The organism is Amycolatopsis thermophila (assembly GCF_030814215.1).
GTDB lineage: Bacteria > Actinomycetota > Actinomycetes > Mycobacteriales > Pseudonocardiaceae > Amycolatopsis_E > Amycolatopsis_E thermophila.
In genome coordinates, this window is sequence record NZ_JAUSUT010000001.1 from 1,927,729 (window position 1) to 1,952,350 (window position 24,622).

At 71.3% G+C, this 24,622-nt stretch carries 18 protein-coding genes; 9 read left to right on the top strand and 9 right to left on the bottom strand.

All coding sequences use genetic code 11. The features are described 5' to 3' along the window. Positions 1-19: 19 nt before the first annotated feature. Together FB470_RS09490 and FB470_RS09495 are read left to right on the top strand one after the other, a co-directional pair. A complete protein-coding gene (locus FB470_RS09490; RefSeq protein WP_306990481.1) occupies positions 20-496 on the top strand; it encodes an Lrp/AsnC family transcriptional regulator in 477 nt (158 codons plus the stop codon). A gap of 153 nt (positions 497-649) precedes the next feature. Continuing rightward, positions 650-1,054 carry an SsgA family sporulation/cell division regulator gene (locus FB470_RS09495; protein ID WP_017986234.1) on the top strand — a complete coding sequence of 135 codons (405 nt, stop codon included), beginning with the start codon at positions 650-652 and terminating at the stop codon, positions 1,052-1,054. A 698-nt stretch (positions 1,055-1,752) separates the two neighbouring features. Here the strand turns inward: FB470_RS09495 and FB470_RS09500 are convergent. From FB470_RS09500 to FB470_RS09515, 4 genes are all read right to left on the bottom strand, one after another. Next, a complete protein-coding gene (locus FB470_RS09500) occupies positions 1,753-2,454 on the bottom strand; it encodes a hypothetical protein (protein WP_306990482.1) in 702 nt (233 codons plus the stop codon). Positions 2,455-2,695: 241 nt separating this feature from the next. Next, positions 2,696-3,352: a response regulator gene (locus FB470_RS09505; protein WP_306990484.1), complete on the bottom strand. Its 657-nt coding sequence runs from the start codon at positions 3,350-3,352 to the stop codon at positions 2,696-2,698. Next, positions 3,349-4,533: a sensor histidine kinase gene (locus tag FB470_RS09510; RefSeq protein ID WP_306990485.1), complete on the bottom strand. Its 1,185-nt coding sequence runs from the start codon at positions 4,531-4,533 to the stop codon at positions 3,349-3,351. The genes FB470_RS09505 and FB470_RS09510 overlap by 4 nt, the downstream gene beginning before the upstream one ends. Positions 4,534-4,776: 243 nt before the next feature. Further along, the gene (locus FB470_RS09515) at positions 4,777-7,074 is read right to left on the bottom strand and encodes a molybdopterin-dependent oxidoreductase (protein WP_306990486.1); all 2,298 of its coding nucleotides are present in this window, start codon (positions 7,072-7,074) and stop codon (positions 4,777-4,779) included. Positions 7,075-7,131: 57 nt separating this feature from the next. Here FB470_RS09515 and FB470_RS09520 point away from each other — a divergent pair, with 57 nt between their 5' ends. Next, the gene (locus FB470_RS09520; RefSeq protein ID WP_306990488.1) at positions 7,132-8,538 is read left to right on the top strand and encodes a purine-cytosine permease family protein; all 1,407 of its coding nucleotides are present in this window, start codon (positions 7,132-7,134) and stop codon (positions 8,536-8,538) included. Here FB470_RS09520 and FB470_RS09525 read toward each other — a convergent pair. After that, positions 8,535-10,337 carry a 2-dehydropantoate 2-reductase gene (locus FB470_RS09525; protein WP_306990490.1) on the bottom strand — a complete coding sequence of 601 codons (1,803 nt, stop codon included), beginning with the start codon at positions 10,335-10,337 and terminating at the stop codon, positions 8,535-8,537. The genes FB470_RS09520 and FB470_RS09525 overlap by 4 nt on opposite strands. 784 nt (positions 10,338-11,121) lie before the next feature. Here FB470_RS09525 and FB470_RS09530 point away from each other — a divergent pair. Further along, positions 11,122-11,748, top strand: coding sequence for a L,D-transpeptidase (locus FB470_RS09530; RefSeq protein WP_306990492.1), 627 nt, complete (start codon positions 11,122-11,124; stop codon positions 11,746-11,748). On the opposite strand, the gene FB470_RS09535 is transcribed toward FB470_RS09530, so the two are convergent. Both FB470_RS09535 and FB470_RS09540 read right to left on the bottom strand, forming a co-directional pair. Then, positions 11,745-14,039: a helix-turn-helix transcriptional regulator gene (locus FB470_RS09535; RefSeq protein WP_306990493.1), complete on the bottom strand. Its 2,295-nt coding sequence runs from the start codon at positions 14,037-14,039 to the stop codon at positions 11,745-11,747. The two genes, FB470_RS09530 and FB470_RS09535, sit on opposite strands and share 4 nt — an antisense overlap. Further along, positions 14,036-15,217: an Hsp70 family protein gene (locus FB470_RS09540; RefSeq protein ID WP_306990495.1), complete on the bottom strand. Its 1,182-nt coding sequence runs from the start codon at positions 15,215-15,217 to the stop codon at positions 14,036-14,038. Before FB470_RS09540 ends, FB470_RS09535 begins: the two co-directional genes overlap by 4 nt. Positions 15,218-15,421: 204 nt before the next feature. Between FB470_RS09540 and FB470_RS09545 the strand changes: the two genes are divergently transcribed. The 3 genes from FB470_RS09545 to FB470_RS09555 all read left to right on the top strand — a co-directional run bounded on the left by FB470_RS09545 (position 15,422) and on the right by FB470_RS09555 (position 20,584). Beyond that, a complete protein-coding gene (locus tag FB470_RS09545; protein WP_306990497.1) occupies positions 15,422-17,431 on the top strand; it encodes an IniB N-terminal domain-containing protein in 2,010 nt (669 codons plus the stop codon). 109 nt (positions 17,432-17,540) lie between these two features. Continuing rightward, a complete protein-coding gene (locus FB470_RS09550) occupies positions 17,541-19,340 on the top strand; it encodes a dynamin family protein (protein WP_306990499.1) in 1,800 nt (599 codons plus the stop codon). Then, the gene (locus FB470_RS09555; protein WP_306990500.1) at positions 19,337-20,584 is read left to right on the top strand and encodes a GTPase domain-containing protein; all 1,248 of its coding nucleotides are present in this window, start codon (positions 19,337-19,339) and stop codon (positions 20,582-20,584) included. Before FB470_RS09550 ends, FB470_RS09555 begins: the two co-directional genes overlap by 4 nt. Before the next feature lie 255 nt (positions 20,585-20,839). Here the strand turns inward: FB470_RS09555 and FB470_RS09560 are convergent, their stop codons facing one another. Both FB470_RS09560 and FB470_RS09565 read right to left on the bottom strand, forming a co-directional pair. Next, complete coding sequence (locus FB470_RS09560) at positions 20,840-22,093, bottom strand: aKG-HExxH-type peptide beta-hydroxylase (protein WP_306990502.1); 1,254 nt, start codon at positions 22,091-22,093, stop codon at positions 20,840-20,842. A gap of 127 nt (positions 22,094-22,220) precedes the next feature. After that, entirely contained in the window at positions 22,221-22,379 is a 159-nt protein-coding gene (locus FB470_RS09565) for a hypothetical protein (protein ID WP_306990504.1), read from the bottom strand. 199 nt (positions 22,380-22,578) lie between these two features. Between FB470_RS09565 and FB470_RS09570 the strand changes: the two genes are divergently transcribed. Both FB470_RS09570 and FB470_RS09575 read left to right on the top strand, forming a co-directional pair. Further along, complete coding sequence (locus FB470_RS09570; protein WP_306990506.1) at positions 22,579-23,352, top strand: FadR/GntR family transcriptional regulator; 774 nt, start codon at positions 22,579-22,581, stop codon at positions 23,350-23,352. 76 nt (positions 23,353-23,428) lie between these two features. Further along, positions 23,429-24,604 carry a hypothetical protein gene (locus FB470_RS09575; RefSeq protein WP_306990508.1) on the top strand — a complete coding sequence of 392 codons (1,176 nt, stop codon included), beginning with the start codon at positions 23,429-23,431 and terminating at the stop codon, positions 24,602-24,604. The last annotated feature ends 18 nt before the right edge of the window (positions 24,605-24,622 follow it).

The following is a 24,622-nucleotide window of genomic DNA, read 5'->3' on the forward strand; positions in this document are numbered from 1 at the left end:
TTTTGGTTACGATGCGGTGGTGCCCGCCGTTGACCTGGACAAACTCGACTACGAGATTCTGAGACGCCTGCAAGAGGACTCGCGGACGATCGCCGAGACGATCGGCGCCGAGGTGGGTCTTTCGGCCGCCGCGGTTCAGCGCCGGATCAAGCGGCTGCGGCAGGCCGGGGTCATCTCGCGCGAGGTGGCGGTGATCGAGCCGCGGTCGGTCGGGGTCGACATGACCTTCATCGTGATGGTCGAGATGGAACGCGAGCGGCTGGAAGTCCTCGACGCGTTCCGGAAACAGGTCCTGGCCGATCCCGCTGTGCAACAGTGCTACTACGTTACGGGGTCGGCCGACTTCATCCTGGTGGTGCACTGCCGCGATATGGGCGAGTTCGAGGCGTTCACGCGCCGCATGTTCTTCGACAACGGTGAGGTGCGGCACTTCACCACGAGCGTCGCGATGGACCGTGTCAAGGTGAGCCTGAGCGTTCCCCTGAACGGCGGCTGACCCCGCCGGCCACGCGTGTTACAGGATCAAGGGATTTGCACCGGATCGCGTGAAAGTCGTCCGCGAGGCATCATTTTCGGCGCCCGCTCACATCTCATCGCTGTCCGACCTGTTCGCGCCCGGAGCGCGGACCAAGACCGCGAGAGGTGGCACGTGAACACCGATACCGTCACCCAGAGCCAGTTCGTGTCACTCAACGGCTCCAGTGCTCCAGTCCTGTCTAGACTGTCGTACGTGGCGAGCGAGCCGTTTGCCGTGAACATCGCGTTCCGCACGGAGCGCGGCCGCTGGGTGGAGTGGACCTTCGCCCGTGAGCTGCTCGTCACGGGTCTGCGTGAGCCCTCCGGCATCGGCGACGTGCGGGTCCGGCCCGACCTCTCCACCGACGAGGGCATCCTGATCTTGGAGATCGAGTCGCCCGACGGGTACGCGCTGGTGGAAATCGAGCGCGAGGACGTCGAGCGTTTCCTGGACGCCGCTACGGAACTCGTCCCCCTGGGCACGGAAAGCGACTGCTTCGACGTGGACGCCTTCATCGACGAGATCACCAACGTCTGACCTGGCGCCGCGCACCCGCGGTGCCAGGTCGGCTCCGGCCGCTTCTGCTGCCCTCCGGAGCCGGCCAGGTACCGCCGATCCGGCCAGGTACGCGCCGATCCCGCCAGATGTGCGCCGAGCCGGCCAGGCACCGCTTACCCCGAGCGCCAGCCGAGGCTCTGATGACCGCTCCCAGGCGGCAGCCGAGCACGCTCAGCGGGCTCTCCCGGGCGCCAGTCCAGGCCTAAGCGATCCGCTCCCCAGCGGTAACCGTGGCGCAGCCGGGCGTGTCCCGCGCGCCAGCCCAGGCCCAGCCGGGCTCTCCCAGGCGGCAGCCAATGCTCAGCTGTCCCGAGCGCCAGCCGAAGCTCAGGCGACCCCCTCCCAGGCGGTAACCGTGGCGCAGCCGGGCTATCCGGGGAGGCAGCCCAGGGTCGGCCGAGCACTCCCGGACGCCGGCCAAGGCTCAGCGCAGCAACCCGCAGCAGGCCGTCATCGTCGCGACCTGTCGCTCCGGCGCACCACGCTGTTCCCGCACTCCACCCCGCGCACGTTTGCTGCACGAACCCGCGCAAACTCCAGCTACCGGCACCGACAACCCCGTCGCAGGCACCGAGCCCCGGCGCCTCGGCCTCCCGCCGACCGCTCGAAACCTGAAGGCTGTCGGGTCGCGGAATCAGCGGCCAGCGGCCCCTGATTGACGCCTGCCGCGCATTTGGTCAGTGCCCGAACGACCCGAAGGACCGCACCGATCGGTCCTGGACCTCGTCGAGGTCACGCGAGGAGTCCACCCGGGCCCACGACCACGCCGCGATCAGCCGCTGGATCTGCTCGTCCAAGATCTGCCCCGTCGGGCTTCCATGCCTCGGTGCGTCCGCGTCGGTGTCCGCCCGCGCCCCGCCGTTGTCCGGCGCCGAACTCGACTTGGCGGCGGGCTGTGCCTGCTTACGAGTCGGCTCCGTCGTCTTGGCCGTCGCCGGGACGGTCGTCACGGGCGGGCTCGGCATCGGCAGCTGAGGTGCGGTGCTGATCGGCGCCGGTTGCACCGGGTCGGCAGGCACCGGGCTCGGCACGGGTCCGGCGGCGACGGCGGGCCTGGGCTCAGAGCCGTGGTCGAGGTCGAAGGTGTCCCCCGCGATCCAGCCGACGGCCAGCAGCACGACGGACGCCGCCGCTACCAGCAGATTCCGTCGAACTCGCCGGAGCAGCCGTCGCTCGTCACCGGCCGCAGCCACCTCGGTCGCGGACGCCGCCAGGTCGAGTTGCCCCGACACCGTCGCGAAGCCAGAGTCGTTCGACTCCTCATCCCAGTGCGCGCCGGCCTGCTTGGGGGCGCTCGCCGCGACGATGCCCGTACGATCCGCCAGCTGCACGCTGCGCACGAGCTCGCGCGACCTGTCACGCAGGATCGTGCGCGCCATCTACACCCTCCATCGGCACGGCGTGGACCTTCCCCATGGCCTTGCCACCCGTCGGGCATCACTCGACTGCCCACCGAGCAAGTGGCGGCTCGCCAAAAGCTACCAGCGCGATGACTTCGCCAATGCCGAGCGACTCTCACTTTCCTCAATCACGGTGAAAGATCGCCCCATCGGGTGATCACACATCCCATACCTTCTGCGCACGGTAATCACTCTCCAGGCGGCACCACTTGTCAGTTCCTCACCGCTCACCTCCCTCCCCGCGTGTTTCCCACGTCCAGGCCGCGATCCCCACCCTGTTCCTCGCCCCAAGCTTTCGCTGGATGCTCCTGAGGTGCGTTTTCACGGTGCCCGCCGAGATGTGCAACAACTGCGCGATTTCCACGTTCGTCCGGGCCTGTGCAACGAGCCGCGCCACCTCCTGCTCCCGGCTCGACAACGAGGCACCCTTGCGGCCGCTTGATCCCGCGCGTCTGGACTGCCGCAGGAGGCGCAGCGTCATCTGCGGACTGATCAGCACATCACCTGACATCGCCGCGCGCACCCCTTCGACCAATAGAGCGGGCCCGGACCTCTTGAGCAGGAACCCGCACGCCCCGTTCCGCAGCGCGCCGTGCGCGTACTCGTCCAGCTCGAATGTGGTGATCACCACCACGCGCATCGGATCCGCGACGTCCGGACCGGCCAACAGCCGGGTGACGGACAGCCCGTCCCGCCGCGGCATGCGCACGTCGACCAACACCACATCAGGCTTCACCTCGCGCGCACGCTTGACGGCCGCCTCGCCGTCAGCCGCTTCGCCGACCACCTCGAGGTCGTCCTCGGCTTCCAGAATGTGCCTCAAGTTCCGCCGCACCACCTCCTGATCGTCCGCGATGAGGACCCGGATCGCCGTCATGACGACACCGGAAGCACGGCGTGGACCGCCCAACCCGCCGAGCCCGCCGGCCCCGCCCACACTGTCCCGCCGAGCGCCGTGACGCCCTCCGCCAGACCGCGCAGGCCAGTACCGCCCGCCTGTGAGCGCCTGAGCAGCCCCGGTCGTCGGACGCCGTCATTCGTCACCCGAACGATGAGATGCGGGCCGTTCGCGTGCACGTCCACCGAAACCTCACGTGCCCGGGGAGCATGACGGCGAACGTTCGTGAGCGCCTCCAACACGATCCGATACGCGATGCCGGCTACCTCCGCCGGCACTTCCGAGATCTGGTCATCGAGCTCCAGCCGGACCTCCGTCGAGCCGAGCGTCCCGAACCGCCCCACGAGCGCACGCAGATCTGCGAGTGTCGGTAGTCGCTCGTCGTGGGGCGGATCGGCGGCGATCCCGTCGCTGCGCAGCCACACAAGCGCCTTGTCGATCGAGCCGAGAACCCGGACCCCGGCCGCCTCGATGTTCACCAACGCGCGGCCGACAGCGTCCTCCGTGTTCCCCGGAATGAGCGCGGCTTGCGCTTCGAGCACCAACCCGGTCACCTCATGAGCCACCCAGTCGTGCAAGTCCCTGGCGAGCTGCATCCGTTGCTCACGCCGCGCCGACCGCACGGACTCCTCACGCGCTTCGTCAAGCGACCGCAGGTACAGACCGATCGCGATACCACTCGCCGCCAGAAGTCCCCAGCAGAAACACCAGGCGCCGACGTTCACGGTCCACGGAGACGCCCGGGCCCCGAGGTCGAGCCGCAACGGCGCCAGCACGATCACCGTTACGACTGCACCTCCGGCGAAAACGGCGTGAGCCCTCGGCGCCGTTCGAACCACCTGCACGAGCACGCACACGAGAAAGATCGTCTCCACGAGCAGCCAGGTGGGCAGCCCGCGATCTCCCGTTCCGTTGTGCCCGAAAGTGGCCGTCGCCGACGCCACTGCGGCCACGGACGCTGTCGCGACGACGAACCGGGGGCCACGGCGACGACGCAGCGCATTCCCCATCGCCACCAGGAGAACGGTCAGTGCGGATGCGGCGGGAAGCACTGACGTCGGTGGCGTTCCCGCGAGTACCGCGCACATCGCGCCCAGAACCGGAATGGGCCATCCCAGCTCCGCGGCCCAACGCCGGCTGGTTCGCGTCGTGGTGTCCATGTCGAATCTCCTCCGTCTGCCGGTGATCCGAGAATGCAGGAGACCGACGATACGCGCCATCTACCGAAAGGAAGATATTGCGCAGAGAGCCACAAAGATCTCCCAAAAGGAGGGGAACAAAGATTCGATACTCGTGTATGGTCGGAGATGTCGCAGGCGCCGAGAGTGCGCCGAATCCCTTGGTACGTCTACGAAATCACGCCGAGGAGCAATCATGGAGCACAACGGACCGGCCGCACGGCCTCACATCTCGCTCTCACGCGAAATGACCGGTGGCCGACGCACGGAAATACCAGGTGGTTCGCCGGCGAAACGCTCGATCTCGACGAGGACGTGCTGGCCCGTGCACCCCTGCGACAGCCGCGAAGAGGGGATGTCCGCGGTGAGCACGTTGGGGTTGCCATGGACGCACAACGTGCCGACAGGGTCGAACCACGCGCCGGTCGGCAGCTGCGCCACACCACGACGGAGATTCGTGTCCAACACCGCCCCGGCCAGGCAGGCGCCCCGGTCGTTGAAGATGCGGACGAGGTCCCCGTCGGCGATACCACGCGGTTCCGCGTCGGCGGGGTGCAGCCGGACGGCTTCCCGCCCGGCGATCTTCCCGGCCTGGCTGACCGCTCCACCGTCCAACTGGCCGTGCAAACGAGTTCGGGGCTGGTTCGCGATGAGCTGCAACGGGAAAGACGCAGCGCGCTCGCCTCCGAGCCACTCGACGGGCTCGAGCCACGCCGGGTGACCGGGGCAGTCGTCGTAACCGAACGACGCCACACGCTTTGAACTGATCTCGATCCTGCCACTGGGCGTGGCGAGACGGTTGGCGATGGGATCGGCGCGGAAATCGGCCCACAGTGTCCGATCCGGGTTCTCTTGGGGCAACCGGTACTCACCCGCGTGCCAGAAGTCGGCGAAGGAAGGTACGGCGAAACCCTTGTCCATCAAGTGGTCTCGCCATGCGCCGTAGAGGTGTTGCAGCCATTCCCATGGCGTGCGCCCCTCGGTGAACCGGTCACCGATTCCGAGCCGGGTAGCGAGCCCGGCGAGGATCGCGTAGTCGTCCCGGGCCTGCGCGTACGGCTCGACTACCTGGTGCATCGCGATGAGGTGGGTATCACGGCGGCCCGCGCCGAAGTCCTCGCGTTCCAATGCGGTGGTGGTGGGCAGGACGATGTCGGCGTGGCGGGCGGTCGCGGTCCAGAACGGCTCGTGCACCACCACGGTGTCCGGCCGGGTGAAGGCCTTCCGCAGGCGGTTGAGGTCCTGGTGGTGGTGAAAGGGATTGCCGCCGGACCAGTACACGAGGCGGATGTCCGGATAGGAGCGTTCGGCGCCGTCGTACTGGTAGGCCATCCCGGGGTTGAGGAGCATGTCCGCGATCCGGGCCACCGGAATGAACTGCCGGACGGGGTTGACGCCCTGGGACAGATACGGCACCCGGAAGTCGGGGCCGATGTCGCCGGTATCGCCCATCGAGCCGTAACCGTGCCCGAACCCACCGCCGGGCAGGCCGATCTGACCGAGCATGGCGGCCAAGGCGATCGCGGCCCAGACGGGCTGTTCACCGTGCTCGATGCGTTGAAGGGACCAGGTGACAGTGATGAACGTGCGATGACTGGCCATGCGACGGGCGAGATCCACGATGTCGGAGGCCGGGATGTCCGTGAGAGTGGCGGCCCACCCCGCGTCCTTGGGCATGCCGTCGTCCACCCCGAGGAGGTAACGCTCGAACTCCGGGTAGCCGGTGCAGTACCGGTCCAGGAACTGCCGGTCGTGCAGGTTCTCGGTGGCAAGGGTGTGCGCGAGCGCGAGCATGAGAGCGGTATCGGTCGCCGGGCGGATCGGGTACCACCGGGCTCGAAGCCGGTCCGGCAGGTCGTTGCGGAGCGGGCTGATCAGGGCGACGTCGGCGCCCCGCTCAGCGAGCTGCGCGAGGAAACCGGGGGTGTGGTGACGGGTGACGCCGCCAGGGGTGACGAACACGTTCTTCTCGGGCACGCCCCCGAAGGCGACCAGGAGTTCGGTGTTCGCCACGATCGTCGGCCAGCTCGACCCGTTGCGCAGGACGTCGGCGGCGCTGCCGACGACGTGCGGGAGCAGCACTGAACTGGTGCCGTTGCTGTAGGTGTTGCGAGAGGAGGTGAAGCCGCCGAAGGCGTTGAGGAAACGGTGCAGCTGACTCTGGGCGTGGTGGAACCGGCCGGAGCTGGCCCAGCCGTAGGAGCCGCCGTAGATGGCCTCGTTGCCGTGCTCGGCTCGCACTCGGCGGAGCTCTGCCGCGAGCAGGTCGAGCGCCTTGTCCCACCCGACCTCGACGAAGTCTTCCTGACCGCGCTTCGGATCGGGCCCGGGGCCTCGCTCCAGCCAGCCGCGTCGGATCGCGGGCGCGGCGATCCGCGTGGGGTCGGTCACTGTGCTGGGAAGGTTGCCGAGCAGGGGCGAGGGCGCTGGGTCTGCCGGATGTGGGGCGACCCGGAGAACGCCGTTCTCGTCGAGTCCGGCGGAGAAGGCTCCCCAGTGCGAGGTACTCGGCCGCAAGCGCATGGGTCTACAACTACCAGGAAGGATGGTGACTGCCTGTGGTGTGAGACGGTGAAGTCCATGGACAGGACAGGGCTGACCGCCGAGGTGTTCGGCGGCAGGATGCCAGCGAGGTCGGGCGACCTCGTGCTCGAGTCACACGGCATCATGCCGGTGCCCGCCGGCAACCGGTTCGGACGACCGGCGCGTCTGCTCACGGTGTTCTTCGCGCCGAACCTGACGATGACCGCCGTGTTCTCGGGCACCTTGGGTGGAGCGCTCGGGCTCGGGTTCGGCACGGGGCTGGTGGCGTTGCTGCTGGGCACCGTGATCGGGGCTGTGCCGGTGGCCTACCTCACGACCTGGGGCCCCCTCACGGGAACGGCCCAGCTGCCGCTCGCGCGGCTGCCGTTCCGGCGGACCGTGGTGCTGCCCGGGCTGGTGCAGTGGCTGAACTCGATCGCCTGGGACGCGCTCGTCGGACTGTTCGGGGGTGAAGCGCTCGCCCAGCTGTCGGGCATGCCGTTCTGGGTGGCCGTCGCCATCATCCTGCTGCTGCAGTGTGCGGTGGGTGTTCTCGGCTACGAGGTGATCCACCGGGTGCAGGCCGTGATGACGGCGGTGACCGCGGTGTTCTTCGTGGTCCTGACGGTGAAGTTGGTGGGCGGGCATCCGGTCGTGACGTCCGACTCGGTGTCCGGCGCCGACCTTGCCGGGGCGTTCGTCCTGTTCAGCACCATCGCGCTCAGCTTGTCGATCTCGTGGGCGAGCTACGCGTCGGACTTCAGCCGGTACCTGCCGCGGACCACCTCGCGGCCCCAGGCCTTCGTGTACACGCTGCTCGGGCTCACCCTGTCCTTCGGGTGGGGCGAGGCGATCGGGCTCGCGGCCGGGGAGACGCTCACCAACCAGACCACGGCCGGGATCAGCGCGCTGCTGGGTGGCGGGGTGCTGGGAACGATCGCGCTGGTCGTGATCGCCCTGACGGCCGTCTCGTCGAACGCGATGAACGACTACAGCGGCTCACTCGCGCTGCAGACGATCGGCGTGCGGGTCCGGCGGCCGGTGTCGGCCGTCGTGGTGACGGTGATCGCGTTCGCGCTGATCATGTGGATGCACGACGGCGACCTCGCCTCGAAGTTCGAGGACGTGCTCCTGGTGATCGGGTACTGGATTCCACCGTTCGTCGGGGTGGTGGCCCTGGATTGGTGGAGCCGGACCCGGCGCGGGCGGCGGTTCGACGTGCTGGAGGAAGTCGCCACACCTCAGCCGGGGTGGCCGGCAGTGGTGGCGTTCGCCCTCGGGTGCGCGGGCGTCGTGCCGTTCATGAACACCAGCGTGTTCACCGGGCCGGTGGCCAGTGCCGCGCACGGGGCCGACCTCGCGTACTACGTCGGGTTCGTGGTCTCGGCGATCGTGTACGCGCTGCTCAGGCTGGTCATCGTGAGGCGCGGTGTCCAGTCCGAGCAGCACGCCGCGCACGACTAGGGGTTCGGGCCGGTCGCCACGGGGCGGTCGGGCTGGTTCGACCACTGGGACCACGAACCCGGGTACAGAGCAGCGTCGATCCCGGCGATGGCGAGCGCCGCCACCTCGTGGGCCGCTGTGACGCCGGAACCGCAGTAGACGCCGACAGGTCCCGCCGCGCCGAGGTCGCGGAAACGTGCGCCGAGCTCGTCGGCCGGACGGAAGCGTCCGTCCGCGGCGAGGTTGTCGCTGGTCGGCGCACTGATGGCGCCCGGGATGTGGCCCGCGCGCGGGTCGACGGGCTCCTGCTCGCCGCGGTAGCGCTCGCCGGCCCGGGCGTCGAGGAGCATCCCCTGGCCGGGCAGTGCGGCCGCCTCGTCGATGGAGAGAACGGGCAGGTGACCGGGTTCGAGGACGACGTCCCCCGGCTCGGGCAGACACCCGAAGCCGGTCTCCAACGGCCGGTTCCCCCAGGCGGCGAGGCCGCCGTCGAGGAGCCGCACGTCCACGACGCCGGCCCAGCGCAGGAGCCACCAGGCCCGCGCGGCGGCGAGGTTGCCGTTGTTGTCATAGACGACCACGGAGGATCCGGCGCGGATGCCCCAGCGGCGGGCTGCGGCCTGGAGTGCCTCGATGTCCGGCAGCGGGTGCCGTCCCTCGGCCGATGAGGGCGGTGTGGCCAGTTCGGTATCGAGGTCGACGTAGACCGCACCTGGCATGTGGCCGTCGAGGAAGTGGCGGTGACCGTTCGGGTCGCCCAGCGCCCAGCGCACGTCCAGCAGAACGGGCGGGTTGGCCGACTCGAGTTGCCGCTGGAGTTCGTCCGCGCTGATGAGCACCGGCGGACGGGACGGTGCGAGTTCGGCGGGATCCGCCGAACCAGGGGCTTCGCCGCGGGCCGCGGCGAGCGCGAGACGCCGTTGGAGTGCGGCGTTGAGCGGGGTCGGCACGCCGTGCAGCCTGCCCAGCAGGACGATCTCGCCGTTGAGGAAATCGCCCTCGACCGAGCCCGTGCCGCGGGCCAGGCTCTGCCGGGTCGAGCTGCCGCCGCGGGTGCGTCCGGGAATTTCCACCGCATCCGCCTGAGTGGTGTCTATTCCGGACTCTTTGCGCAAATCGGCCGGATCGATTCCCGCGGCGGCCAGAACGCGGCGGCCTTCGGCGCGGAGGTCCTTGCCGAGCTCCGCCGTCCGCTCGCTGTTGCCGAACAGCGCGTCGACGGCGTTGCCCAGGTTGGCGAGCAGCTTGCCCGCCTTCCAGCGCAGCAGGTCCGGCACGAGCTGGACACCGAAGCCGGCGCTCCGAAAATCGGCGGCGATCGCGTCGAGGCGCGGGTCGTCGCCTGATGGGCACTGTCCGAGCCACAGGATTCCGGTCTTCTCCGCGCCCTGGGCGCTGACCTCGCCCGGCTCCAGGTAGGACGCCGGCATCCACAACGCCGCCCCGAACACTGTCGCGAACCGGCGAAGCGCGGCTCGCTCGTTCTCCAGGCCGTTTTGCAGCATGACGACCGGCAGATCGGCCGCGACACCGGGCCCGGCGGGCCGCCAGGACCACTCCTGCAGGACCTCCTCGGTGTCCTGGGTCTTGGTCGCCACCACCAGAACGTCGTCGGGCGCGAGCTCGACCTCCGCGGAACTCTCGGCGACGGGCACGCGGACGAGCTGCTCGCCGGACGGCCGGAAGTACCGCAGGCCCCGCTCGCGGATCTTGGCCCCGTGCTCGCCGCGAGCGACCAGCACGACCGGCAGACCGGCGAGCTGCAGTTGGGCGGCGACGGTCGAGCCGACCGCACCCGCTCCGATGATGACGTAGCGCATGAGCCCATCGTGCCCGATGCCGTGAGGTGGGCCGCCAGGCGCGCGCTCGGCGAGCGGTTGCACGCGTGGGGCGAGGGAGAATTGAGCCGGGGAAGCAGGGGGCGGCCTGGAGCAAAGCGCTGCCAAAGGTGGAGAGCAGGAATGAAGCCGCGCACGCGGCACAACGCAAGCGGGCCAGCCAGGCGGTGGGCAAGGCGGGGCGCGGGCACGAATCAAGCCAGCCCGAGGCACGCGCAGAGGCAAGCCAGCCCCCAGGTAGGAGCACGAGGCACGCCAGCCCGGGGTACGACGCACATCGGCCTGGATAGGGCCCAAGCCGGGCACGCGGGGAAGCAAGCGGAGCCGGGTGCGGCTAAGCCGAAAAGGCAGGGCCGCGCGCGTAGGCAGCACAACCCAAGCCGCCAACCGGCACTCAACCCGACGACCGGCACTCAGCCCGACGACCGGCACTCAGCCCGACGAGCAGCACTCAACCCGACGGCCGGCCCTCAACCGGGAACCGGGCAACCGGGGCAACCCGGCGACCGGGGCAACCCGGCGATCGGGAACCAGGAATCGGGAACCGAGCGGCCGGGAACCGGCAACCCGGCAGCCGGCAGCCGGGCAACCGGGAACCGGGCAGCCGGGCAGCCGCGAACCCCCGAGGCACCCAGCCAAACCCGACCCGAACGCACCCCGAACCCCGGTGCAACAAGATCGTGACCTGTGCGGGCTCAACCCCGGCGCCCCCGGCAACGTCTATCGCCAGGTAGGGATCATTCGAACCTGGGGGACCCACGTGGGCGTGAAGAAGATCGTACTGAGTGTGGCCGCCGTGGCGACCGCTCTGGTGCTCACGGCGTGCGGCGGCGGCACCGAGCAGGCCGCGGACGTGCAGCAGATCGCCGCGACCACCGCCGCTCCCGGCACGACCACCTCGCCCCCGCCGGCGGTGGCCACCACCAGCAGCAGCACCCCGGCCTCGACGCCGACCAGCAGCACCACGACCTCGCCGACGACCCCCAAGACCACCACGAAGAAGAAGACCACCACGACGACGACCACCAAGGCCCAGGCTCCCACCGGCGTCCCCTGCGCCGCCACCGTCGACGCGTGCGTCGACCTCTCGGCGCGCAAGGCGTGGCTCCTGCGGGACGGCAAGGTCGTCTACGGCCCGGTCCAGATCATGCCCGGCATGCCCAGCAACCCGACCCCGGTCGGCACCTTCAGCGTCTCCGGCAAGGTCAAGGACTACCACAGCCGCGAGTTCGACGCCCCCATGCCGAACTCGGTCTTCTTCCAGCCCGGCATCGCCTTCCACCAGGGCAGCCTGTCCAAGTACTCGCACGGCTGCATCCACCTGTCGACCGCCGCGTCGCAGAAGTTCTTCAGCACGCTCTCGGCCGGGGACACCGTCCAGGTCGTCCGCTAGGACGCCACCTGCACGATCTCCCGCAGCTCAGCCAGCAGCTCGCCGCGGCTGGAGGCGCCCAGCCGTTGCCGCATCCGCGCCATGTGGTGCTCGACCGTCTTCGCCGAGATGAACAGCCGGTCGCCGATCTGCTTGTACGTCAGCCCGGCGACCACCAGCTCCGCGACCTGCCGCTCCCGCTCGCTCAACCGCACACCGCCCGTGTGCTCCACCGCTTCCCGGCCCGGCCTGCCCTGGAGCACACGGGCGCAGTCCAGCAGGGACACCATCGCCTTGCGGTCCGACGTCCGGATCGCCGCCTGCCCCGCCAGCCGCGCCCCGTCCCAGCACAGGCCAACCCCGTGCAGGTCCCGCGCCGCCGCCTCGACCTCGGCCCCGTCGACCTCACCGCCCAGCACCTTCAGCCAGCACCCGGCCGCACGGGCGATCGTCGCGAAGTACGGGCCCGCCGAAGCCGCCTCCGCGAGCGCGGCAGCGTGCGACGCCGCCTCCTCCGGCTGCTCGGCGATCACCGCCGCGTGCAGCCCGCTCCAGTGCAACGCACTCGCCCACAAAGGCGGATCGCCCAGGCCGGCCAGCAACTCCCGCGCCTGGTGCAGGTGGGGCGCCAGCCGGTCCCGCTCGCCGAGCCGCGCCGCGGCCACCTCGAACTCGCCGAACGGCAGGAAGGTGAACAGGTCGACCGGGTGGCGCACCACCGCTTCGCGGGCCTGCAGCCAGATCCGCCGCAGTCCCGCCAGGTCGCTCGCCCGGCGCGCCAGCCCCACGCGCAGCCCGACCGCGAACAGCCAGTCCCGCGGCGACAACTGCTCCCCCGCGGAGCGCAGCTGCGTGTTCGCGCCCTCCTCGTCCCCGCGCAGCATCGCGATCCACGCCAGCAGCAGCCGGTGCCGCGGCACCAGCACACCCGACGAGACCGCTCGCTCGAGCAGCGGCTCGGCGATCGCGGCCTCACCCGAGTGCAACGCCACCAGTGCGCCGAGCGCGGCCGGGCTGTCCGGCAGCAGCACGCGGTCCGACACCGGCTCCAGCATCTCCGCCGACCGGATCAAAGTGGACAGTGCGACCGTCGGCTGACCGGTCACCGACTCCAGGACACCCTGCGCCGCCGAGGACACCGCACCGGCCAGCAGGGTCGGTGGACCGTCCACACCGGACTTCGCGAACAGCTTCTCGGCCTCGGCGAGCCGCCCGGACCCGGTCAGCCCGATCACCGCGAAGCACCGGGCCGCCGCCGTGTCCGACCACTGGAACAGCTCCGCGCTACGCGCCAGCTGACCGCGGTGCGCCAGCGCCGCACCCGCGACCTGCGCGCCTTCCGCCCGGTCCGGGGCGTCGTCGGAGGCGATCACCTCGTCCGCCAGCTGCAGCGCGGTGTCGAAGTCCCCGGCGCGCGCGACCGCCTCGGCCCAGCGGGAGCCGACCGCGGCCGTGGGCCGCCCGGCCCGCACCGCCGCCTCGTACAACCGCGCGGCCAGGGCCGGCTCACCGGCCGCCTCCGCCGCGGCGACCTCGAACGCGGACGCCACGTCCGCCCCGGTCACCCCGGTCCCGATCAGCGGCCGGACCAGGCTCAGCACCGGCCCGCCGCGCTCGAGCTGCCGCCGGATCAGCCGCAGCCGCAACGCGATCCGCCGGTCGGCGGGCACCAGCTCACGCAGGGCACGCGCGGCGACCGGCAGCAGCCGGCCGTCCGGGCCGAGGAACCCGGTGGCGCGCACGGCTTCCGCGGTGGACGCCGGCAGGTTCATTGCCGCGAGCAGGTCCGGGTCGGCCCCGGCCTCGACCGCCAGCAGGTAGCACAGCGAGTCCTCGCCCGTCTGGTCCAGCTCGTGACGGAACGCGGCGACCAGCTCGCCGTCGCCCCCGGCCAGCAGCCGCACGAACCCCGGCACGCCCCCGGTCTGCGACTGCACGGCCTCGACCTGCAGCGGCCGCCCGGCCCTGGCCAGGAACGCTTCGGTCCGCAGCCGGTCGAACGGCCGCAGCACGAGCTGTCCCTTCAGCCTGCCGAGCACCTGGTTCAGCCCGGCGGGCCGGGGGTGCGGGCGCGCCGCGATGACCAGCCCGGCGGTGTCGTCGTCGAGGTGACCGGCCACGTCGGACAGTTCGGCCTCGCCGAGCAGGTGGGCGTCGTCGACCAGCCGCACCCCGGGCGCGCCGGCGAGGTGGTCGAGCACGGCGGTCTTGCCGTAGCCGCCGGGGGCCACGATCGCGAGGCGGACCGGCGCGAGCTGACCGGATTTGATCGCCGCGCAGACCCGCTCGGTGGGTTCGTCCAGCAGGATCACTCGTCGTCCTCGCTTCGGGAGCCGCCGCGGCGGGAGGGCACGAACCGGCGGCGGGGCGGTTCGAGCGGGGTCAGCACGACCGGCGGCCGCGGCGGAACGGGTTCGTCGTCGTACAGGTCGTCGGGTTCGAGGTCGGGGAAGCCGGTCACCTTCGGCACGAGCGCGGTGGATTCCACCGCCGCACCTTCCGCGAGCCGCGCGACCAGCGCCGCGCCGCGGGCGACCGCAGTGGCCGGTTCGGGCTCGGTGACGACCCGGCAACCGGTCAGCTCGGCGACCAGGTGGGCCACCAGCGGGACCGCGGCCGTGCCGCCGACCAGCAGGACCCCGTTCAGCCGCTCGTACCGGCGCAGCGGCTCGAGCGTCGCGAGCAGGGCCGGCCGGACCAGGCGCTCGAACTCGGCGCGGGTCACCCGCACCGGCCCGAGGTCTGTTTCGGGCAGCGTGGACAACCGTTCCTTCGCTTCGGTGCACACCAGCCGCAGCGCCGAGGGCGCCACGTCGCCGCACCGCTCGCGGACGTGGTCGAACAGCAGGTCGTCGAGCACCTTCCCGGCCGCGGGCTCGGCCGGCTCGGCGTGCGTGACGAGGTCGAACGTGGACGGTCCCCGGCGGAGCACGGCGAGATCGGCGTGCTCGCCCCCGATCCGGCACACCCCGAGCACGGTCTGCGGGTCGACCCGCTCGCGTGCGAGGTGCCCCTCGGCGGCGGCGACCGGGGCCGGCAGGAGCATCGCGGGCGGCAGCCCGGCCGCGCCGAGGGCGTCGAGCAGCAGCTTGCGCCGGTACACGCCCCACGACGGCGGATGGGTCACGGCGATGCGTTCGGCGGGTTCGCCCTCGTCCGCGGCGACCTGGTCGACGACCCACCCGGCGACGGCCGCGGTGAGCGCCTCCGGCGTGTACAGCTCGTCACCCAACAGGAACGGAACGTCGTCGCCGATGCGGCGCACGAAACCGCGGGCGACCCGGTCCGGTTCGGTCACCGACTGCCGCAGCGCCTCCGCGCCGACCGACACCGTGGCATCGCCCGCGACATGCACCACCGCCTCCACGGGCGGCACGACCACCGGCTCGGACCAGCGTTCGCCCACGTCACGGCACACGGCGGCAGCGATGCCGGTGCTGCCGATGTCGATGCCGAGGACGTGACGCATAGGTGTGGAATCCTCACTCACGGGGTCGCCCCTTCGTACCAAAGTCGCCCGTTGGGGTCACATCCCCTAATCCCCTAACCGGTGGCCCCGATCACCCCGTCGAAGGTTGCGGCGTGATCCCCGATGCCGGGTAACGGAATGGTCACTAGCTTCTGCCTAGGCGTCCTGCGGTGCACCCTGGGCGCCTTGTCCGTTTCCGACCCCCGAGATCCCGCGGAGATTTTCTTGTCTCTCCCCGCCCAGAACCTGCACGAGTTCGTGCTGAACCTGCTGAACGACGAGGCTGCCCGGTCCGCGTTCGCCGCCGACCCGACCAGCGCGCTCGCCGCCGCCGGCTTGAGCGACGTCACGCCGCAGGACATCCAGGAGGTCGCTCCGCTGGTCGCCGACTACGCGCCCGCGCCGCTGGCCGACGCCCTGTCCGCGCTGCCGCTGGACGCCGGCGTGACCGGCCTGCAGGGCGCCATCGCCCAGCTGCAGGCCGTGGCCGGCGTCGCCGACGCGCTGCCGGTGGACGTACCGGCCCGCGCCGACCTGCCCCTGGACCCGACGGTCTCCACCTCCTCGCTGCCGCTGGCCGGCGAGCTGCTCGGCGGCCCGAACGCCCACGTCCTGCCGGAGCTGGGTGACCTGCCGGTGGCGCTGCCCCAGCTCGGCGACCTGCCGCTCGACCTGCCGGCCACCGACGCCCTCCCGCTGGACGTCGCCCGCCAGGACCTGCCGGTCAACGCGCTGCCGGTCGACAACCTCCCGCTCGGCGAGCTGCCGCTGGACTCGGCCGAGCTGCCGGTCACGCTGCCGGAGCTGAGCGACATCCCGGTCCAGGTGCCCGCGCTGAGTGACCTGCCCCTCGAGCCCCCCGCCGTCCCGGCCGACCTGCCCCGCGCCGACCTCCCGGTGGACGCCCTGCCGGTGGACGCGCTCCCCGTCGACGCCCTGCCGGTCGACGCCCCCGAGGTGGGCGAGCTGCCCGTCTCGCTGCCCGAGGTGGAGGGCCTGGGTGGCGCGCTGCCCGGCCTCCCGGTCGAGCCGCCCGCGCTGGGTGAGCTGCCGTCGCTGCCGACCGTCAGCACCGAGCGCGCGGACGTGCCGAGCGAGCTGACCGGCCTGCCCGTCGACACGAGCGCCCTGCCCGTCGACACGAGCGCCCTGCCCGTCGACACCGGCGCCGTGACCGGCGTCACCGAGGCCCTCGGCCTCGGTGACGTGCCGGACACCAGCGGCCTGCCGGTCGACTTCGACGACCTGGGCTCGCTGCCGGTGGCCGCGCCCTCGCTGGGCGACGCGCCGTTCACCGCCCCCGACCTGGACGTTCCGGGCGTCGGCCGCTTCGACACCGCGAGCGAGGGCTCCGCCGAGGGCTACGCCGGCACCGTCACCTACGAAGGTGAGCTGGCGGAGGGTGCCGGCGCGGTCGCCGCCACCGAGGACGGTGCGGGTGCCGCCGGCACCGCCGCCAGCCCGGCCGGCTCGTTCGTCGGCAGCGCCACGGGCAGCACGGAGGGCTTCACCGGTGGCTTCGCCGTCGCGAACGACTACGCCGCCGCGCAGTCCGGCCTGACCGCCGACGACGACGCCGTCCTCGCCGGTGCCCGCAGCGCCTCGCCGCTGGGCACCTACACCCTCGGCTTCGACGGCCTGCCCGCCGACGTCCCGAGCTTCGACGAGGCCGGTGACCTGGCCGGTTCGCTCGACTCGCACGTCCTGGGCCGCTCGGAGCCCGCCGCGGGTCCGATCGCCGACTACGTCTCCATCGGCGGTGACCTGATCGGCGGCAAGATCGCGCAGGGCTCGGCCACGCTGGGCGAGTACCTGACCGAGGGCAACCCGCTGCTCGGCCAGCAGGTGGCCGACGCCGGTGCGCAGGCCGGCACCGCGGTGTCCGACGGTGGGCACCTGGCCGCTGACCTGGGCTCGGACCTGCCGGCCGCCCCGGGTGTCCCCGCGGTGCTGCCGGCCGACGTGCCGGCCGAGATCCCGGCCGCGGCCCCCGCGGACCTGCCGGTGCACGGCCACGCGGACCTGCCGCAGGGCCTGCCGCACCTGCCGATCGCCAACCCGCTGCCCGAGGTCACCCACCACGTCGAGCACGCGCTGTCGACGGACCCGGTCAAGGAGGTCGTGTCGGTGACCGACAGCCCGCTGACCGACACCATCGGCCCGCTCAACCACGCGCCGCTGCCCGAGGCCGCTGACCTCGGCAACCTGCCTGGTGACCTTCCCCTGGGTCACTGACCGGTAGCCGCAACGGCGCGGCTACCGCTCACCGATGAAGCGGCGGGGTTCGTCTCAGAACGGACCCCGCCGCTTCACGTTTTGGTCACGACACGGCACACTCCTCCGCGTGCTTGCACCGCCCTGGCTCGACGTACTGGACGACACCGCCCACGTCTGCGCCACCCAACGGCGTCCTGACCTCGTGGAGCGGATCCGCAGACGCAGAGCGCAGCTGCTCGACGAGAAGCTGCGGGTGGTCGTCATCGGCGAGACCGGCCAGGGCAAGAGCCAGCTGGTGAACGCCCTGGTCAACGCGCCAGTGTGTGCCGTGGGCGAGGACGCCACGACCGCCGTCCCGGCCGTCGTCTCGCACGCCGAGAGCCCGACCGCGACCGTCGTGACGGCCGGCGCGCGGGCGATCGAAGGCCCCGGCCGGGAGCCGGTCGCCGTCGAATCGGTCACGAGCCGGGCCAACCGGGACGCGACCGCGGTGAGCGGGCCACCGATCGTCCGCGCGGAGATCGGCCTCCCGCGCGCCCTCCTGTCCGGCGGGCTGGCGCTGGTCGACACACCGCCGAAGGCCGCCATGGAGACCGTCGACTCGGCCGACGCGGTGCTGATGGCGACCGACGCCACCAGCGAGCTGTCCGCGTCCGAGATCCGGCTGCTCGAGCAGGTCATCCGGCTGTGCCCGACGGTGCTGGTGGTGCTCACCAAGATCGACCTCGTGCCCGGCTGGCGCGCGGTGGCCCAGCGCAACCGCGCGCGCCTCGACCAACGCGGGCTGATGGCGTCCCTGGTCCCGGTGTCCGCGGCTCTGCGGCTGGCCGCCGCGCGCACCGGTGATCAGGCACTCAACGCCGAGTCCGGGTTCGGTGAGCTGGTGAAGTGCCTGCACCGCGACCTGCCGGGTCAGTCGGACCTGCTCGCCCGCCGCTCGGTCGCCGCGCTGAGCACGACGACCGTCGAGGTGCTGCAGAACGAGCTGCACGAGGAGTTCGCCGCGACGCAGCAACCGGACAACGGCGACACCGTCGCGCGCTGGAAGGCCGCCGGGCGCCGCCTGGAGAAGCTGCAGCGCGATGCGAGCCGCTGGCAGACGCTGCTGTCCGACGAGGTGTCCGACCTGATCTCCGACGTCGAGTTCGACCTGCGCGACCGCACGCGCAAGATCCTCGTCGAGGTCGACGAGTACTTCGAGACCGCCGACCCCGCGAAGACGTGGACCGAGTTCGAGGAGTGGCTGCGGGAGAACCTGACCGCGGTCGCCGAGACCAACTCCGAGTGGCTGCTCGACCGGTTCGAGTGGATCGCCCGCAAGATCGCGCGGCAGGTCGCCCCGCACCGCGAGGACGCGCTCCCCGACTCGCTGCCGCGCGAGGTGCCCGGTGACGCCGTCGGCGATCTGCGGATGCCGCGCGTGGAACGGTTCAGCGTCGGGCAGAAGCTGTTCATTGGCATGCGCGGGTCCTACAGCGGCCTGCTGATGTTCGGTCTCGCGACGACGATCGCGGGGCTGCCGCTGATCAACCCGATCTCCCTCGGCGCCGGCGCGGCGTTCGGCGCGAAGAGCGTGTTCGAGGAGCGCGGCAACCGGCTCAAGCGGCGCCAGCACTCCGCGAAGACCGCCGCCCACCGGTACGTCGACGACTTCTTCCTGCGCTACGGCAAGCACAGCAAGGACACCGCGCGGCAGATCCATCGCGCGCTGCGCGACCGGCTCAACGCGATCGCCGACGAACTGCGCGGCGAGATCACCGAGACCGCGAAGACGTACAAGCAGGCCATCGACGACGACACGACCCGGCGGACCGTCCGGGCCAACGAGATCCGGCGGATGATGGACGAGCTGAACGCGCTCCGCCGCCGCGCGCAGGCGCTGGCCGCGCCGGCGCAGTTGCCGACGCAGCGGGGGATCACGGCGTGAGCCTGGCCGCGACGACGCGGGCGGTGCTGCAGGAGGCCGTCGACGTCTACCAGGACAGCCCGCGGGCGACGAGCTGGCTGCAGCGCCAGCTGACGAGGTTCGACGACCCGCTGCGGCTGGCGGTCGTGGGCCCGCAGGGGTCCGGCCGGACGACGCTCGTCACCGCGCTCGCCGGGGAGCCGGGGCAGGGCGAGATGACGTGGTTCCGCACGTCACCGGGCCGCTCACCGGACGAGCTGATGCTGATGGACACGCCGGCGATCGACGGCGGCGCGGCGCCCAGCACGATCGAGGGCATCTGCATGGACGCCGACGCGGTCCTGTACCTCGTGCGGCGCCCGTCGGAGGCGAACCTGGAATTCCTGCACACGCTGCAGGACCACCCGGTGGCCCGCGCGGCGGCGGTGAACGCGCTCGTCGTGTTGTCCAGGGCCGACGAACTGGGCGGCGGCCGGGTCGACGCGGTGATCTCGGCGCGCCAGGTCGCCCGCCGGTACCGGGTCGCGCCCGAGGTCGAGCGACTGTGCCAGGACGTCGTGCCCGTGGCCGGGCTGCTCGCCGCGGCCGGGCGCACGCTGACCGAGGCGGAGTTCCAGGCGCTGGGCGCGCTCGCGGGCGTGCCGCGCGAGGAGCTGGAGCCGCGGCTGCTGTCGGCGGACCGGTTCGTGGCGGAGGACTTTCCCGCGCCGGTGGCCGCGGCCGGCCGGGCCGCGCTGATCGAGCGCTTCGGGCTGTTCGGCGTGCGGCTGGCGCTGACGCTCATCCGCCGCGGCGCGAACACGCTGCCCGCGCTGGCCGGTCAGCTGGTTCCCCGCAGTGGCCTGACCGACTTGCGCGACGCGATCGACGGGTACTTCGCGGCGCGGCGGGAAGTCCTCAAGGCGCGTTCGGCGTTGATCGGGCTGGAAGTCGTGCTGCGCATGGAACCGCGGCCGGCCGCGGCACCACTGGCGACGGAGCTGGAACGGTTGCTGGCCGGCGCGCACGACTTCCGGGAGCTGCGGCTGACGGCCGCGCTGCGCACGGGCCGGACGGTCTTCCCGGCGGAGGTGAAGTCGGAGGCACTGCGGTTGATCGGGGCCACGGGCACGTCACGCGCGGAGCGGCTGGGGGCGGACCCGGTGCTGCTCGCCGTGCGGCGGTGGCGGGACCACGCGGAGAACCCGGAACTGAGCGCCCGGGAGCGCCGAGCCGCGGCGGTGGTGCTGCGCAGCTGCGAGGCGATGGCGAACGGAAGCGTCTGACGGTTTCGGCGTGGCTGCGGGCTCGCCAGGCAATGACGAGCCCGGCCGTTCAGTCGTCGGTGGAGTCGGCGGGCTTGAGGTAGGCGGTACCCCCGGTCGGCATGCGCCGGAAGAAGTCCACCCGCGTGATCGGCTGACCATGAGGCTGACGGGCGAGGCCGGAATGCGGGAACACAGTTCCGTTCTCCGGTCGGGGCACCGTCGTTTCGCCGGGCCGGTCGTCGTTCCTCCGGCGAGGGTCCCACTGGGCTGACATCAGGTTCCTTTCCGACGTAATGTTCCGTCCGAAGAGGACGGTACTCCGGTGCGCCGGGTGGCACGCACCAAGGTGGCGTCCACCAGCGCGGCGAGGACGTCCGCTCGTCCGGCACCGATTTCCCCGGGGGTGTGCCCAGCGGGCGCACGGCTCAGCCTCAGCACGATTTCGGCCGCTTCACCGTCCAGCCAATGGAGTTCCGGTGGGTTTCCGGGACGGCCGGCGAGCACCCGCCCGGTGGCCTCCACCCGGGCTATCCGCAGCAACGGATCCAGCGTGTAGCGACCGGAAAGCACCGGACGGGTGACGCGCGACGGTGGTTCGGGTCCACTTTCGTCGGACATCAAGGCGTGCAGGAGCCACTTGGCGTCGATTTCCAGCGCGTCCTCTTCACCGAGGAGCCAGGCGCCGATCTCGGTGGCGCGTTCGCGGGCGCGGGACAGCAGGGAGTCCGGGCCGAGTTGCGCCGTTTCCCCGCGCCGCGCCACATCCTCGCCGAACTGCGCGAGGCAGGTGTAGGCGTGGAACGCGGCCATGACCTGTTCCACCGGCCACACCGCGGACGACCAGGACGGCCGGAACACGCGCCCCTCGGCGACGTCGGCACCGAGGAAGTCGCGCGTGATGGCGAAGTCGAACAGCTTGACGTGGGCGCCCTCGTGGACGATCGCCTCGGCGACGTCGTAGGGCGAGGCGGGCCGATCCATCAGGATGAGCCCCGGGAAGAGCCGCGACGACGCCGAAACCAGCCCGCCCGACGTCTCCGGGTCGAGGACCACCAGCAGACCGACGTGCGGCAGCAGGTCGTCGGCCAGGTCCGGGCTGACCTCGCGCACCTTGCGCACGCCCGCGGCGACGGTCGCCACGACCTCGTCGTCCCCGGTCAACGGCCGCGGGGGCCGCCGGGTGGACAGGCTCTGCGCGTGGATGACGCGTAGGGCGCCGGCCAGCAGGTCGTGGGCGCCGGCGCCGGTGGCGACGCGGAGCCGGGCCGGCCCCGCGGGCAGATCGGTGACGACGGCGTCGAGGTCGTCGTCGGCCGCGGCGAAGGGCAGGCGCCCGGCCAGCGCCTCGCCGATCCGGAACCGGAACAGGGGATTGTCGAGCTGGGACGGAGCGACCTGCTCGTGGCCCGGCGCGAGGAGCTCCAGCGCCATCCGGTACAGCGCCCGGCGCTCCTCGATGACCGCGTGGGCGGGCGCCAGTGCCGCGTGCACGGCCGTGGCATCGGGCCAGGCAGGTCTGGAGTACATCCGAAACGCGTGGCTTCCGCTAGCAGGGAACCGCCATGGACCGCGCGAGAGTACAACTCGGTGGCGGGTCCCTCACATCCGGGGGCGGCTGTCAGACAACAGACGCAAACCGCCCCCTCGTCCGCCCCTAGGCGCCTGCGCCGAGGACCGAGACGACCTCGACCACGCCCAGAATCGCCAGGACGAACCCCGCGGTCAGGGTCATCACGATGACGGTCCGCCACCCGATGATGGTCACCGCAAGAGCTACCAAGAAGATCACAGCGAACAGAGATTCCGAGGTCACGACGACACCTCCTCACTGGCCTGGGTGGATGCCGGGCTGGTGGCCCGGCCGCTCACCCGTTGTCGGCACCGGTAGGATCTCGTGTCGTCGGTTGTCTGTCAAGTGACGAATGTTGACAGACAACTTGCGTCAGGCATCAGCTGGCGTTATGGTTTTCCGAAGCTCGGGGACCGCCTAGGAGCTTTGCGAGAGGTTGACGATGGATGACGAGAGCTGGGCTCTCTCACCGAACACGCGCAAGCCGCTGCCCGAACTGATCGAGGACAAGATCAGGTCGCTCATCAAGAGCGGCAAGTTCAAGGCCGGCGACCGCCTGCCCACGGAACCGGAGCTCGCCCAGCGGATGGCGGTGGCGCGCAGTTCGCTGCGCACCGCGTTGCAGCGGCTGCAGCTCCAGGGCGTGGTCGAGGTGATGCGGGGCCGCGGCTGGTACGTCCGGTCGACCGACCTCTCCGAGCACGACGAGCCGCTGGTGTTCGACCGCCGCGTCGGCGACGCGGACCTGATGGAGGTCCGGATCGCGTTGGAGACGACGGCGGCGAGCCTCGCCGCGACGCGCGCGACGCAGGGCGAGCTGGACGACATCGCGAAGCTGGCGAAACTGCACCAGTCCGCGTCCATCGACGACAAGGACGAGCTGCTGCAGACCGACGAGGACTTCCACGCGGCGGTGGTGCGGGCGAGCCACAACGAGCTGCTGGACCAGCTGTACCGGTCGCTCGTGCCCCAGCTTCGGGGGTACCGGCGCAACAGTTACAGCACCTCCGAGGTGCACGTCCGGTCGGCGAACGACCACAACCAGGTGACGTGGTTCCTCAAGCGGCGCGACGAGGGAGGCGCCCGCGCGGCGATGGCCACGCACCTGCTCGGCCTGTACAACGACCTGGCCGCGCAGACCGGGACGCCGGCCGGCGAGCGGGCGACCCTCACCACCTACGCGCTGGAGGACGAGCCGCACTGGCGCCGCGAGTGAATTAAGCCTATCGGCCGCTTTCGCCCGAACAGCCTCTCCGTCGATCATGGTTTCTCTCGGACCGGGCGGAGAGGCTGTGACAGCTGGGGAACAACCGCGGCCTGGTGGTGATGCGCGCCCGAAACCCCGCACCGGCGTCCTCCGCACCGCGTTCGTCCTCGTCGTCGTGGGCGTCGCCGCCCTGATCACGGTCGTGTCGTGGCGGGCGCGGCCGGGGTGGCCGACCGCGCTGCACGACGTGCTCGAAGCGGTGTTCCCGCTGGTCATCGTGGTCGGGTGCGGGATCGGCGGCTACGAGCTGTTCGTGCACCCGCGGCTGGTGACCGAACTGGCCCGCATCTCCGGGCCGCGGATCGTCGAAGCGCTGCTCCCGCAGCAGGTGATGGAGACGTTCCTGCAGTCCATCTACGGCGACAACGAGGCCAACCGCGACGTGGTGACCGGTGTGCTGGGCGGCGAAGGCCTGCGCCCGTACGGCGGCGACCTCACCATCAGCACGCACACCGGTGTCACGTTCGAGCTGAGCGCGGTGGACCACGAGATCTATCACCTGACGACGGCCGCCACCTACAGCTTCAAGAAGAACGTGCCGGTCGACCGGTTCATCATCTTCGCGACGTGCAACGCGCTGCTGCGGGATTCGATCAGCGCCGGCTGCCAGCTCCCCCTGTTCGAAACGTGGTTCGTGCCCGACAGCTCGCTGTTCGAAAGCTCGGTCGAGGACATGCTGCCGTCGGTGCGCATCAGCATCGACTACCTCGACCACGTGGGCCGGCACCACGTGGCGGCGTCCGGGAAGGTCGAACTGCGCGAGGTCAAGTACCAGCAGTGGGCGGACTACCTGACGTTCTTCCGCACCGACCTGGGCCCGCTCCCCCGCCAGAACACGCTCGACTACCTGTCCGACCTGCGCATCTTCGAATGCGACCTGTCCGACATCGCGGGCGAGGACCACACGGTGAGCGCCATCGAGCGGCTGTCCCTGCGGGCGACGGCGCTGCAGCGCATCGACGACGGTTACTGCTACTGGCAGGCGTCGTACCCGTGTTACGTCGAGCGGATCTCGATGTCGGCGAAGGGACTGGACCTCGAGGGCGGCGGCGCCTACGAGTTCCGCGTCGTGCCGTTCACGTTCCGGTCGAACACCGCCTCGGCGCGGTGGCTCAAACCGGAGGAACTGAGTGATCTGGACGTGCGGTCCTGGCTGCTCCCCGGCCACGGCGTCGCGCTGCTCTGGCGCGCAGCGCAGTGAGCGGGCCGGCCCGCCGTG